General features: G+C 71.3%; 8 protein-coding genes. 3 read left to right on the top strand and 5 right to left on the bottom strand.

Going from position 1 to position 14046, the window contains the following annotated elements:
- Window positions 1–29 precede the first annotated feature (29 nt).
- Window positions 30–1643, bottom strand: a complete 1614-nt coding sequence (locus tag ACQPWW_RS01560) for an ABC transporter permease (protein WP_433128386.1) — start codon at window positions 1641–1643, stop codon at window positions 30–32.
- Window positions 1640–2536 (bottom strand): ABC transporter ATP-binding protein, encoded by an 897-nt coding sequence (locus ACQPWW_RS01555; protein ID WP_433128384.1) that lies wholly within the window; start codon window positions 2534–2536, stop codon window positions 1640–1642. Before ACQPWW_RS01555 ends, ACQPWW_RS01560 begins: the two co-directional genes overlap by 4 nt.
- A gap of 92 nt (window positions 2537–2628) precedes the next feature.
- Here ACQPWW_RS01555 and ACQPWW_RS01550 point away from each other — a divergent pair, with 92 nt between their 5' ends.
- Complete coding sequence (locus ACQPWW_RS01550; RefSeq protein ID WP_433128382.1) at window positions 2629–3126, top strand: GbsR/MarR family transcriptional regulator; 498 nt, start codon at window positions 2629–2631, stop codon at window positions 3124–3126.
- Window positions 3127–3129: 3 nt separating this feature from the next.
- On the opposite strand, the gene ACQPWW_RS01545 is transcribed toward ACQPWW_RS01550, so the two are convergent.
- Both ACQPWW_RS01545 and ACQPWW_RS01540 read right to left on the bottom strand, forming a co-directional pair.
- Complete coding sequence (locus ACQPWW_RS01545) at window positions 3130–3684, bottom strand: response regulator (RefSeq protein WP_433128380.1); 555 nt, start codon at window positions 3682–3684, stop codon at window positions 3130–3132.
- On the bottom strand, window positions 3681–8048 hold the full coding sequence (locus ACQPWW_RS01540) for a HAMP domain-containing protein (RefSeq protein ID WP_433128378.1): 4368 nt from the start codon (window positions 8046–8048) through the stop codon (window positions 3681–3683). Before ACQPWW_RS01540 ends, ACQPWW_RS01545 begins: the two co-directional genes overlap by 4 nt.
- 298 nt (window positions 8049–8346) lie before the next feature.
- Between ACQPWW_RS01540 and ACQPWW_RS01535 the strand changes: the two genes are divergently transcribed.
- Window positions 8347–10401: a SpoIIE family protein phosphatase gene (locus ACQPWW_RS01535; protein WP_433128376.1), complete on the top strand. Its 2055-nt coding sequence runs from the start codon at window positions 8347–8349 to the stop codon at window positions 10399–10401.
- A gap of 90 nt (window positions 10402–10491) precedes the next feature.
- On the opposite strand, the gene ACQPWW_RS01530 is transcribed toward ACQPWW_RS01535, so the two are convergent.
- Entirely contained in the window at window positions 10492–11850 is a 1359-nt protein-coding gene (locus tag ACQPWW_RS01530; RefSeq protein WP_433128374.1) for an FAD-binding oxidoreductase, read from the bottom strand.
- Window positions 11851–11946: 96 nt separating this feature from the next.
- Here ACQPWW_RS01530 and ACQPWW_RS01525 point away from each other — a divergent pair, with 96 nt between their 5' ends.
- Window positions 11947–14043, top strand: coding sequence for a S9 family peptidase (locus ACQPWW_RS01525; RefSeq protein ID WP_433128372.1), 2097 nt, complete (start codon window positions 11947–11949; stop codon window positions 14041–14043).
- Window positions 14044–14046 lie beyond the last annotated feature (3 nt).

Raw genomic sequence — 14046 nt, 5'->3', positions numbered from 1 at the left:
CCACCCGCCAACCTCATGATCAACGCGGGTCAGAGGGTGGGGATGTCGCGGGAGCGGAAGGTTTTCAGGGCCAGGGTCAGGAGGGCTGCCGCGATCGCCGTGAGGACGGCCAGGGGCGTCGCCGTCCAGTTGCCGCTCAGGACCTGCGGGGTGTGGGTGAACGGGGAGACATCCAGGGCCCACTGGTCCAGCCCCAGCACCGCACCGAGCTGACCGAGCAGCAGACAACCGGCGAGCACCGCCCAGGCGCCCCCGGAGAAGCGGGGCAGCGCGCCGACCAGCAGCGCCGCCAGCCCGGCGAGCACCCACGCCGCCGGCACCTGGGCCAACCCCACGCCGAGCAGCCGGGGCACTTCGCCGCCGACATCGCCCACGCTGAGACCGTACGACAGCCCCGTCGCGACTCCCGTCACGGCCAGCACCACCGCCGGGCCGAGGAGCGCGAAGAGCAGGTGCGCCGCCAGCCAGCGGGTCCGGCTCACCGGCGTCGCGAGCAGCGGTTCGGCCCGTCCGGCGGTCTCCTCCGCGCGGGCCCGCAGCGCGGCCTGGATGCCGTACCCGGCGGCGGCCAGCGCGGTCAGGCTCAACGTCCCACCGAGGTACGCCTCGGCGAGCGCCGAGCTGCCACCGAACCGGGACAGGATCTCGGCCACCTGCTGGTTGCCCCGCACCGCGTCGCCGGCAGCGTCCGCCGCGCCGCCGAGCACCAGCCCGAGCAGCCCGAAGCCGACGGTCCAGCCGAACAGTTGGGTCCGGTGCAGCCGCCACGCCAGGCCGAACGGACCAGCCAGGCGGGCACCGGCGGTGGCCGGGCCGAGCCGGGACGGCAACACCCCCGCGCCGAGGTCCCGGCGGACCGAGACGGGGTACGCGACGAGCGCGACCACCGCACTGAACAGCGCCGGCAGCAGCAGCACCCACCAGCGCTCACCGGCGTAGGCCTGGCTCCGTGCCGACCAGCCCAGCGGCGAGAGCCAGCTCAGCCACTCGGCGTCCCCGCCGGTGCCACCGGAGCCACCGGCGTCGCCGGCCAGCCGCAGCACGAAAGCCAGCCCGAGCGCGCCCAGGCCGATCCCGCGCGCCCCACCCGCGCCCTCGGTGAGCTGCGCGGCGAGCCCACCGACGGTGGCGAAGACGACGCCGGTGAGCGCCACGCCAGCGCCGAAGAGCACCGAACCCGCGCCGGGCAGGCCCACCGCGACCAGGCCGCCGGCGATGAGCAGGCCGAGCAGTACATTCGCGGCGTACGTCACAAGCAGCGCGGCGGTCAGCCCGGCGTACCGGCCCAGCACTGTCGCGCCGAGCAACTCCCGCCGCCCGGCCTCCTCCTCGGTCCGGGTGTGCCGGACGACGGTGAGCACGCTGATCAGCCCGGCAATCAACGCCAGCAGACCAGCGCGCTGGACGGTGAGCGCGCCGATGCTGTCCCCGTACACCGGGCCGAGCAGGGCGACGATCGACGGGTTGCTCGCCGTTCCGATGAGGTACGCGGTCCGCTCGGCGGCGGTCGTGAACAGCTCGTCGTACGCGCTGGCGTAGCTGGCCGGCAGCACCGCCAGCAGCAGGATCCAGATCGGCAGCAACACCCGGTCCCGGCGGAGGATGAGGCGCACCAGATGCCGCGTCCCGGTGAGGGCCGTCATGACCGCACCTGCTCGGCCTGGTAGTGCCGCAGGAACAGCTCCTCCAGTGTCGGCGGCTGACTGACCAGACTCCGTACGCCGATCTCGGTGAGCTGGCGCAGCGCGCTGTCCAGCGCGGCGCTCTCCACGTCGAAGCGCACCCGTTGCCCGTCCACCCGCAGGCCGTGGATGCCGGTGAGCTGGCCCAGCCCGTCCACCGGTCCGGTCAACTCGGCCTCGATCGAGGTGCGGCGCAGGTGGCGCAGCTCGGTCAGGGTGCCGGTCTCCACGTCCCGTCCGTTGCGGATGATCGTCACCCGGTCGCAGAGCGCCTCCACCTCGGCCAGGATGTGGCTGGAGAGCAGCACGGTGCGGCCGTCGGCCTTGGCCCGACGGACCCAGTGTTGGAACACCTCCTCCATCAGCGGGTCCAGCCCGGAGGTCGGCTCGTCCAGGATGAGCAGTTCGGCGTCCGAGGCGAGGGCCGCCACCAGGCCGACCTTCTGTCGGTTGCCCTTGGAGTAGGCCCGTCCCTTCTTGCGCGGGTCCAGCTCGAAGGAGTCCAGCAGCTCGGCCCGGCGGGCCGGGTCCAGCCCGCCGCGCATCCGGCCGAGCAGGTCGATGACCTCGCCGCCGGAGAGGTTGGGCCAGAGCGTCACGTCGCCCGGCACGTACGCCAGCCGGCGGTGCAGGGCCACCGCGTCGCGCCACGGGTCACCGCCGAGCAGGCGGACGGCCCCCGCGTCCGTCCGCAGCAGGCCGAGCAGTGCCCGGATGGCTGTCGACTTGCCGGCGCCGTTCGGGCCGAGGAAGCCGTGCACCTCGCCGGTGCGGACGGTCAGGTCCAGACCGTCGAGTGCCCGGGTCCGGCCGAACGTCTTGACCAGGCCGGACACCGCAATGGGAGTTTCCATGTATCGGAAGCTACACTCGTTTCACAAAGTTGTGAAGACTGTGCGATCTGGGCAGCATCGAGGGCCACACCAGCACGCGGGAGGGGACCACCATGGCAGCCGGCGACAGCCACGACCCGGTGCACCTCTTCGTCGAGCGGATGGCCCTGACCTTCGCCGAGGTCGGCTTCCCGCGGATGGCCGCCCGGGTGCTGTTCACGGTGATGAGCGCGGACGACCCGCTCACCGCCGCCGAGATCGGCGATCGGCTCGGGGTGAGCGCGGCGGCGGTCAGCGGCGCGGTCCGCTACCTCACCCAGTTCGGCATACTGATCCGCGAGCCGGTCCCCCGGTCCCGGCGGGATCGCTACCGGATGCCGGACAACCCCTGGTACGAGGCGACCATCACCAAGACCGGGATCTACAAGACGTTCATCGACGCGTCCGAGGGCGGTGTGATCGCCCTCGGCGGCCCGGACACGCCGGCCGGCGAGCGGGTGGCCGAGATGCGCGACTTCTTCATCTTCGTTCAGGAGGAGATCGACTCGCTGGGCGAGCGGTGGCGGACCCGCCGGGCCGCCACCGGCCACACCCGACCCGGCGAGGCCTGAACGTCAGGCCGTGTTACCCCAGCGGGCCTGCTCCAGCAGGCGTACCGCCCGGTCGCGGGCCTCCGCGTCGTCGGAGCGCAGCAGTGTCGTCGCCTCGTCGACAGCGTCGGTGAGCCGCCGCCACTGCGTGTCGCGCTCCCGGACCAGATCCGACTGGGTGGCCAACTGCCGGGTCTTCACCCACAGCTCGACGAAGACCGACACCTTGGCCCGCAGCACCCACGGGTCGAACGGCTTGGTCAGGTAGTCCACCGCGCCCACCTGGTAGCCCCGGAGCGCGAGCTGGGCGTCCCGGTCAGCGGCGGTGAGGAAGATGATCGGCACGTGCCGGGTCCGCTCCCGGCGCTTGATGTGGCTCGCCGTCTCGAACCCGTCCATGTCCGGCATCTGCGCGTCGAGCAGGATCACCGCGAAGTCGTCAACGAGGAGCTGCTTGAGCGCCGCCTCACCGCTCTCCACCGCCACGGACTGAACCGGCAGGCCCTGGAGGATCGCCTCCAGGGCCGTCAGATTCTGCCGCCGGTCGTCCACGAGCAGTGCCTTGGCGATCTGGGTCACGAAGTCTCCTCGGTCCGGCTGCCGTTGATCCAGGACGACATCAACTCGATCAGGTCATCCAGGTCGACCGGCTTGGTGATGTAGTCGCTGCCGCCTGCCGCGAGCGCCGACTCCCGGTCACCCGGCATGGCCTTCGCGGTCAGGAAGACCACCGGCAGATCAGCGAACCGGTGGTTGCGGCGAATCTGGCGGGTGGTCTCGTAGCCGTCCTGGTCCGGCATCATGGCGTCCATCAGCACGATGTCCACCTCCGGATGCTCGGCCAACAGGCGGACGCCGTCCGCCCCGTTGTCCGAGTACAGCACGGTCATCCCGTGCAGCTCCAACGCGCTGGTCAAGGCGAAGACGTTGCGGACGTCGTCATCCACGATCAGCACCGTGGCGCCATCCAGCTGACGGGTGACCGGTGCCTCCGGCCGCTCCGACAGCAGTTCCAGCGGCGGCATCAGCAGCGACGACGGCAGGCCGGCGCGCTGCGGAGACGGAAGCTGAGGCGCGACCACGGCATCCGGGGCCAGCACCTGCGGCACGAACAGGGTGAAGGTCGAGCCCTGACCGGGAGCGGACGACACGGTGATCGTGCCGCCGATCAGCCGGGCCAGATCGCGGCTGATCGACAGGCCCAGCCCGGTGCCGCCGTAGCGGCGGCTGGTCGTGCCGTCGGCCTGCTGGAACGCCTCGAAGATGATCGACAACTTGTCGTCGGAGATGCCGATCCCGGTGTCGATCACGGTGAACGCGATCACCTGCTGGGCGTTTGTCAACGCCGGCACGTCGAAGACCGCGTTCTCCGCGGCCGGGGCGATCCGCAACGTCACAGCGCCGTTGTCGGTGAACTTCACCGCGTTGGACAGCAGGTTGCGCAGGATCTGCTGCAACCGCTGCGCGTCGGTCACCAGCGCCGGCGGCAGATCCTTGCTCACCCGTACCTGGAAGTCCAGGTTCTTCTCCTCGGCCTGCGGCGCGAACGCCTGCTCGACGTAGCCGCGCAGCTCGGCGAAGCGGATCTCGGTCGGCTCGACGTCCATCCGACCCGCCTCGATCTTGGACAGGTCGAGGATGTCGTCGATCAGGCGCAGCAGGTCGGAGCCGGACCCGTGGATGGTCTTGGCGAACTCGATCTGCTTCGGGCTGAGGTTCTGCTCCGAGTTCTCCGCCAGCAGGCGGGCCAGCAGCAGCAACGAGTTCAACGGCGTACGCAGCTCGTGGCTCATGTTGGCCAGGAACTCCGACTTGTACGCCGAGGCCCGGGTCAGCTGCTGTGCCTTCTCCTCCAGGCCCAGCCGCGCCAGCTCGATCTCCCGGTTCTTCGTCTCGATGTTGCCCTTCTGCTCGGAGAGCAGGGTCGCCTTCTCCTCCAACTCGGCGTTGGTGCGCTGCAACTCCGCCGACTGCTCCTGCATCTCGTGCGCGAGCCGCTGCGACTGGGCCAGCAGCTCCTCCGTACGCCGGTTGGCCTGGATGGTGTTGACAGCGATGCCGATGGTGAGCACCAGCCGCTCCAGGAACGCGAGGTGCAACTCGGAGAAGGCCGACACGCTTGCGAACTCGATCACGCCGAGCAGCTCACCCTCGAACAGCACGGGGAGCACCACCAGGTCGGACGGGGGTGTCGCGGCCAGACCGGACCGCAGGGTGAGCCGGCTGTCCGGAGAGGCGCTGACCCGGATCGTGCGACGGGACAGGGCGGTCTGCCCGACCAGCCCCTCACCCGGCCCGAAGGTGACGTCGTTGCCCCGCGCCACGTACCCGTACGACGAGGTCAACCGCAGCCGCATGCTGCCGTCGGTGTCGTCGGCCAGGAAGAAGGCGCCGAGCTGGGCGTCGACGAGCGGGGTCACCTCCATCATGATCATGCGGCAGACCTCGCCGAGATCGCGCTGGCCCTGCAACAGGCCGCCGATCCGCGCCAGGTTGGAGTCCAACCAGCCCTGCTCGGCGTTCTTCTTTGTCGTCTCCCGGAGGGTGACGATCATCTGGTTGATGTTGTCCTTCAGCTCGGCGACCTCGCCCTGCGCCTTGACGGCGATCCGCTGGGTCAGGTCGCCCCTGGTCACCGAGGTGGACACCTGGGCGATGGCCCGCAGCTGCGTGGTCAGCGTCGAGGCGAGCTGGTTGACGTTCTCGGTCAGGTCGCGCCAGGTGCCGGACACGCCCTTCACCTGCGCCTGACCGCCCAGCTTGCCCTCGATGCCGACCTCGCGGGCCACCCGGGTCACCTCGTCGGCGAACGACGAGAGCTGGTCGACCATCGTGTTGACAGTCGACTTCAGCTCCAGGATCTCGCCCTGGGCGTCCACGGTGATCTTCTGGCTCAGGTCGCCCTTCGCCACCGCCGTGGTCACCGAGGCGATGTTGCGGACCTGGCTGGTCAGGTTCGACGCCATCGAGTTCACGTTGTCGGTCAGGTCCCGCCACGTACCGCTGACGCCCTTGACCTGGGCCTGACCGCCCAGCTTGCCCTCGGTGCCCACCTCACGGGCCACCCGGGTCACCTCGTCGGCGAACGACGAGAGCTGGTCCACCATCGTGTTGACAGTCGACTTCAGCTCCAGGATCTCGCCCCGCGCGTCCACAGTGATCTTCTGCGACAGGTCACCCTTCGCCACCGCCGTGGAGACCTGGGCGATGTTGCGGACCTGGGCGGTCAGGTTCGACGCCATCGAGTTCACGTTGTCGGTCAGGTCCCGCCAGGTGCCGGCGACGCCGCGCACCTGGGCCTGACCGCCGAGCTTGCCCTCGGTGCCCACCTCACGGGCCACCCGGGTCACCTCGTCGGCGAACGACGAGAGCTGGTCCACCATCGTGTTGACAGTCGACTTCAGCTCCAGGATCTCGCCCCGCGCATCCACAGTGATCTTCTGCGACAGGTCACCCTTCGCCACCGCCGTGGTCACCGAAGCGATGTTGCGGACCTGACTGGTCAGGTTCGACGCCATCGAGTTCACGTTGTCGGTCAGGTCCCGCCACGTACCGCTGACGCCCTTGACCTGCGCCTGACCACCCAGGTTGCCCTCGGTGCCCACCTCACGGGCCACCCGGGTCACCTCGTCGGCGAACGACGACAACTGGTCGACCATGGTGTTGACGGTGTTCTTCAGCTCCAGGATCTCGCCCTGGGCGTCCACAGTGATCTTCTGGCTCAGGTCGCCCTTCGCCACCGCTGTGGAGACCTGGGAGATGTTCCGCACCTGACTGGTCAGGTTGCCGGCCAACTGGTTGACGTTCTCGGTGAGGTCGCGCCAGGTGCCGGAGACCCCGCGCACCTGCGCCTGACCACCGAGCTTGCCCTCGATGCCCACCTCACGGGCCACCCGGGTCACCTCGTCGGCGAACGACGACAACTGGTCCACCATCGTGTTGACGGTGTCCTTCAGCTCCAGGATCTCGCCCTGCGCCGCGACCGTGATCTTCTGCGACAGGTCACCGCGCGCCACCGCCGTCGAGACCTGGGCGATGTTGCGGACCTGGGCGGTCAGGTTGGACGCCATCGAGTTGACGCTGTCGGTCAGGTCCTTCCAGGTGCCCGCCACGTTCGGCACCTCGGCCTGACCGCCCAACTTGCCCTCGGTGCCCACCTCGCGGGCCACCCGGGTCACCTGCTCGGCGAAGAGCCGCAGCGTGTCGGTGAGGTAGTTCATCGTCGCGGCCAACTCGGCGACCTCACCGCGCGCGCCGACCGTGATCTTCTGCGACAGGTCGCCCTTGGCCACCGCCGTCGCCACCTGGGAGATCGACCGCACCTGGCCGGTCAGGTTCGACGCCATGGTGTTCACCGAGTCGGTGAGGTCCTTCCAGGTGCCGGCGACGCCCCGCACGTCGGCCTGGCCACCCAGCTTGCCCTCGGTGCCCACCTCGCGGGCCACCCGGGTCACCTCGTTCGAGAACGAGGAGAGCTGATCCACCATCGTGTTCACGGTGCGCCCGATGCGCAGGTACTCACCGCGCAGCGGCCGGCCGTCGATCTCCAGCGCCATGTGCTGGGACAGGTCGCCGTCCGCCACCGCCACGATGACCCGGGCGATCTCGGTGGTCGGTCGACCCAGGTCGTCGATCAGCGAGTTGATCGCCCGCTGCCCCTCCGCCCAGGAGCCGTCCAGCCCCTCGTCGTCGAGCCGTTCGGTGAGCCGGCCGTCGCGACCGACGATCCGACTGATCCGCCGCAGGTCCAGGTACTGCCGCTCCTGAAGCGAGACCACCTCGTTGAAGGCGTCCGCCACCTCACCGGCCGCGCCAGCGCGGCGGGGAAGCCGGACCTTCAGGTCGCCGCGACCGATCCGTCGCAGTGCCTCGGTCAACTCACCGAGGAGCGCCTCGTGGTCGGGCGCGGACGGATCCGCCACCGACTGCTTCGCCGTGGTCATCATTCCTCGCTCCACTCGGGGGCTGCCGGTCCGTACGGACACACCGGCACCCCATATTGTGCCCGCGCGCGCCGTAGTGCCAGGGTGCGCGACCCGCCAGGTTGCCCCGATCGCCGTCCGATCCGCCCAATCGAGTCGAGGCCGGCCCGGGGCTCCGCACACCTCGCAGAGCGGCCCAACCCGCCGCACCGACGCGGGGCGGGGCAGCGTGGGCGATCAGCCCCCCATGGTGAGGAAAGAGGACGCGTTACTGATGATCGGCTTGGCACCCGGTGGGCGGACGGTGGAGGATACGAGGGTGTCAGCCGAGGCGGGGCCCGCGACGGCCGGGGCCCGGGACGGGGCCACCCGGCGCGTCCGCCTGCCCGCCGACCGTCGTACGCCGGCCGCCGCCCGCGCCGTGGTCCGCTCGGTGTTGACCGAGTCACACCTGGACGAACTGGTCAACGAGGCCCTGCTGCTCACCACCGAGCTGACCACCAACGCCGTCGAGCACGCCCGCACCGAGTTGGACATCGAGGTCGTGGCCGACCACATCGGCCTGACCGTCACCGTCTCCGACTTCGCCCCCGGCTCCGGCGACGAACTGACCGTCGGCGCCCGCAACGACTCCACCGAGATCGACGAGGTCTCCGAACGGGGCCGAGGTCTGCTGCTTGTCGACCACTTCGCCAGCCGCTGGGGCACGACATACCTGCCCACCGGCAAGGGCGTCTGGTTCCGGCTGGACCGCCCCGGCGCCGACCCGCCGACCGAGGACGCCACCGGTGGAGACCCCCTGGTGAGCACCGACAAATCCGCGCCGAGCGCCAGCGCGATGAGCGAACTCATGCAAACCGCCCCCGACCTGCACGCCGACGATCCGCTGCCCGACTTCGCCACCAACCTGCTCAGTCGGGTCGCCGAGATGGTGGGAGCGGCCGGCGGCACGATCCGCCTGGACCGGGGCGACGGGCAGGGGCGTCAGGTGTTGGCCCGCTTCGGTCGGCCACCCCGCGCCGGCAGCGAGCTGCTCCGGGTGCCGCTGACGGTGCACCGCCCGTACGCCGGGGAGCTGGAGTTGGACGCCGCTCCGTCGGCGTACGCCCGGCCGTTGGCGGTGCTCACCGCCGAGCGGCTGTCGCTGCACCTGGAGAACGACCGGCTGCGCCGGGCCGACGTCCGCCGGCAGGTGTGGTTGACGTTCCTGGCCGAGGCGAGCGAGCTGCTCGCCCAGTCGTTGGACGTCGACCTGACGATGGCCCTGGTCCCGCAGTTGGTGGTGCCCCGACTCGGCCAGTGGTGCGCTGTGCACACCGCCGACGAGTGGGGCCGGCTCCGGCTGGCGGCGGCCAGCCACGCCGACGAGTCGATGCTGCCGCAGCTGCACAAGGTGCTCGCCGAGACCGGGCCGGATTCCATCCAGGCTCGGCTGCGCGAGGCGTCCCGCAGCGCCGCGCAGATCCCCCTGGGCGGTCCGATGGAGGGTTTCGCGGTCCCGCTGATCGCCCGGGGGCAGCGGCTCGGGACTCTGGCGGTGGGCCGGCACCAGCGGCACCGGCACGACCCGGACGAGGTGGCCGTACTGGAGGACGTGGCCCGGCGGGCCGCGCTGGCCATCGAGAACGCCCGGATCCACGCCGAGCGTCGCCGCGTGGCGCAGACGCTTCAGCAGTCCCTGCTGCCGCCGGTGCTTCCGCTGGTGGAGGGGATCGGCTTCGCCGCCGAGTACGTCCCGACCGGCGACGACGCCGAGGTGGGGGGCGACTTCTACGATGTGGTGCCGCTGCCCGACGGGCGTTGGCTGGTGGTGATCGGTGACGTCTCGGGCAAGGGCGTCCAGGCCGCCGCGGTGACCGGGCTGGTCCGGGACGTGATCCGGGTGCTGGTGGGCGACGGCAAACCGCTCCCCGAGGCGTTGGCGCGGCTCAACGAGACGCTCGTGGAGCGGGGTAGCGGACGGTACTGCACGCTGGCGCTGGCGGCAGTCGGGCCGGGCCAGGGCGACACGTTGGACGTGTCGCTGCACCTGGCCGGGCACGACCAGCCGGTGCTGCTGGCCGGTGCGGGTGGCGCGACTTTCGTCGGCACCAGCGGCACCGCGCTCGGCCTGCTCGACACGATCACGTCACCAACGGCGAAGATCACGCTCGCGCCGGGCGACTCGCTGATCTTCTACACCGACGGCGTCACCGAACGACGGCGCGGCCGGGAACTGTTCGGCACCGACCGACTGCGGGACGCGGCCGCGCCCCTGGCCGGCTACTCGGCCGACGTGGTGGCCGCCAGGCTGCGCTCCGCCGCGATCAACTTCTCGGTGGAGCCGCCCCGGGACGACATCGCCATCCTGGTGCTCCGCAACGACGCGACCTGACCGTCGTAGCTGGTCGGGCAGCGGCCCAGGCACGCAGGGGCGCTCCGGCGCCCGGGTCCAGCAGGCCGCAGTGGAAGCGGCGCTCCGGTCTCAGAGGCCACCGGGGAGGCGTCCGGGGGCGAGCCGGTGGTCCGGATCGAGGTGCTCCTTGGCCGCCCGCAGTTGGGCCAGGCCGGCCAACTCGCCCCAGAGGTCGACCGCCTGACGGACCGCCGGCGGAGCGGAGACCACCACGCACCGGCCCTGCCGGGCCAGCAGCACCCCCCGGACGGCGGCCAGAATGGACGCCACCCGATCGGGCGCCAGCGCTCCGGGCAGTGCCGCGTGCACCACACCCAGCCCGGCGGACCCGCGCACCGGCACCGGCCCGCCGGCCGCGTCGCGTAGCGCGTAGACGGCGGCGTGCAGATCGCCGATCGGCACCTCCAGGCGCAGCGCCGTGTCGCCGGGCGCGAACGGGTAGCGACGCCACCACGTCGGCGCGGAGTGGGCGATGGTCGCCTCCCCGTGCAGCAGGCCGACCAGTTGCTCGGCGCGCTCGGTGACGTCGGCCGGGCCACCCTCCAGCAGCACCACCAGGCTGCCCGCCCGGGACGGGGCCCCGGCCCGTCCGGACATCGACGGGTGGCGCTCCCGGGCCGTCGCCGACGGGTGGCCGGGCGGGTACGGCGTCCGGGGTCGGGGGGTGCCTCCCGGCAGGTCCAGCTCGATGGCCGCCGGCTCCAGTCGGGCGGCGAGGATCGTCCGGATCAGGTCGTGCACCTCCAGCGGCGTCCACACCGGGCGGGACACCCAGAGCCGGCTCGCCGGCGTCGGTTGGACCCGCAGGCTCGCCGAGACCAGCACACCGAGCGCGCCCTGGGAGCCGCAGAGCAGCCGGGCCAGGTCGAGACCGGGCGCGCCGCCCCCGGCGCTGACCAACTCGCCGTCGGCGGAGAGGTAACGGAGACCGAGCAGTTGGTCGCAGGGGCTGCCGTGGCGGTGGCGCAGCGGACCGGCCTCACCGGCGGCGAGCACCCCGCCCAGGGTCGCGCCGGGTGACGGGGCGTCCATCGCCAGCCGCAGCCCGGTGCGCTCCAGCGTGGTCTGCACCGCTCGCAACGGGGTGCCGGCGCCCACCTCGGCCACCGGCGCGCCAACCGGCTCGTGACCGATGCCGGCCAGCCGGCCGGTGTCGAGCATGATGTCGACCTGCACGGGTGTGGCACCCCAATCGATCTTCGTGCCGGCACCTCGGGGAACCACCGCCAGGTCGTGCGCGGCAGCCAGCCGCAGCACCTCGGCGGCGGCGTGCGGACCGCCCGGCACCGCCACCCAACGCGCCCGCCGCCCCGCCACCTCGTCGGCCGCGCCGCCGAGCCGGGAGAACGGCGGACCACAGATCGCCGCCAATCGTCGGGTGATCTCAAGAGCGCCGGACCGGCCGAGGGAACTCGCTGCTGCCGCCATGCCGGCTATCGTACATGTGTTCTAAAGCCGAGGTGATGCTGATCGGGATGCCGCTGGTACGGCTCACCGAAGGCGTCGGCCGGTAACGTGGCCGCCGTGACCACCGAGACTGCCCCGCCCGCGGCGAAGCGGGTGCCCAGCGAGCGCAGGCACCACGGCGACACCGTCGTCGACGAGTACGCATGGCTCGCCGCCAAGGACGACCCCGAGACGATCGCCTACCTGACCGCCGAGAACGAATACACCGACGCGCGGACGGCGCACCTGGCCGCGCTCCGCGAGGAGTTGTTCGAGGAGACCCGCCGACGCACCCGGGAGACCGACCTGTCGGTGCCCACCCGCAAGGGCGGGCACTGGTACTACACCCGGACCGTCGAGGGACAGCAGTACGGAGTGCAGTGCCGGCGCGCGGTACGCGACGGCGAGATCGAACCGCCGGTCAGCGCCGACGGCGCCCCGCTCGACGGTGAGGAGGTGCTGCTGGACGGCAACCTGCTCGCCGAAGGGCACGACTTCTTCTCGCTCGGCGCGTTCGACGTCAGCCCGGATGGCCGCTGGTTGGCCTACTCCACCGACTTCTCCGGCGACGAGCGGTTCACCCTGCGGGTGAAGGACCTGGCCACCGGCGAGTTGCTGCCCGACGAGGTGCCGGACACGTTCTACGGCACCGCCTGGTCGGCCGACGCCTCGGTGCTCTTCTACGTGACGGTGGACGACGCCTGGCGGCCCAACCGGGTCTGGCGGCACACCGTCGGCTCCGCCGCCGCCGACGACGTGGTGGTCCACCAGGAGGACGACGAGCGGTTCTGGGTGGGCGTGGAGCTGACCCGGTCGGAGAAGTTCATCCTGATCGACATCCACAGCAAGGTGACGAGCGAGGTCCTGGTGATCCCCGCCGGCAACCCGATCGGCGCGCCGGCCGTCATCGCCCCCCGCAGGCAGGGCGTCGAATACGCTGTGGAGCACCACGGTCACCGTTTCCTGATCCTGCACAACGACGGCGCGGAGGACTTCGCGCTGGCGTTCACCTCGGCGGACACGCCGGGCGACTGGGTGCCGGTGATCGAACACACCCCCGGCACCCGGCTGGAAGCCGTCGACGCCTTCGCCAACCACCTGGTCGTGTCACTGCGCACCGACGGGCTCACCGGGCTGCGGGTGTTGCCGGTGGGCAGCGACGACTCGTACGACATCGACTTCCCCGAGCCGCTGTACAGCGTCGGTCTGGACGCCAACCCGGAGTACCGAACCGGGCAGGTCCGGCTGCGCTACTCCTCGCTTGTCACACCCGACTCGGTGTACGACTACGACCTGGTCACCCGGCAGATGGTGCTGCGCAAGCAGAAGCCGGTGCTGCCCGGTCCGGACGGACGGCCGTACGACCCGGCCGAGTACGAGCAGCACCGTGACTGGGCGCTCGCCGACGACGGCACCCGGGTGCCGATCTCGCTGGTCTGCCGGGTCGGCACCCCTCGGGACGGCTCGGCACCCTGCGAGCTGTACGGGTACGGCTCGTACGAGGCGAGCATGGATCCGTGGTTCTCGGTGGCCCGGTTGTCGCTGCTGGACCGGGGCGTGGTCTTCGCGGTGGCGCACACCCGGGGTGGCGGGGAACTGGGCCGACGCTGGTACGACCAGGGCAAGATGCTGGCCAAGAAGAACACCTTCACCGACTTCGTCGCCTGCGCCCGGCACCTGGTCAAGGCCGGCTGGACGGGCAGCGACCGGCTGGTCGCCCGCGGGGCTTCGGCCGGCGGCCTGTTGATGGGCGCGGTGGCCAACCTGGCGCCGGACGCGTTCACCGGCATCGTCGCGCAGGTGCCGTTCGTGGACGCGCTCACGTCGATCCTCGACCCGTCGTTGCCGCTCACCGTCACCGAGTGGGAGGAGTGGGGCAACCCGCTCGAGGACCCCGAGGTGTACGCGTACATGAAGTCCTACACGCCGTACGAGAACGTGGCAGCTGTGGACTACCCGGCCATCCTCGCGGTGACCAGCCTCAACGACACCCGCGTGCTCTACTCGGAGCCGGCGAAGTGGATCGCCCGGCTGCGGGCTGTCGCCCCGGGCGGCGACTACCTGCTCAAGACCGAGATGGGCGCCGGGCACGGCGGTCCGAGCGGTCGCTACGACGCCTGGCGTGAGGAGGCGTTCATCAACGCCTGGATCCTGGACCGCATCGGCCGCGCCTGACGA

It is taken from the genome of Micromonospora sp. CA-240977, from assembly GCF_050942285.1.
In the GTDB taxonomy this organism is placed as follows: domain Bacteria; phylum Actinomycetota; class Actinomycetes; order Mycobacteriales; family Micromonosporaceae; genus Micromonospora.
This window is presented reverse-complemented; position numbering and strand designations above follow the sequence as displayed.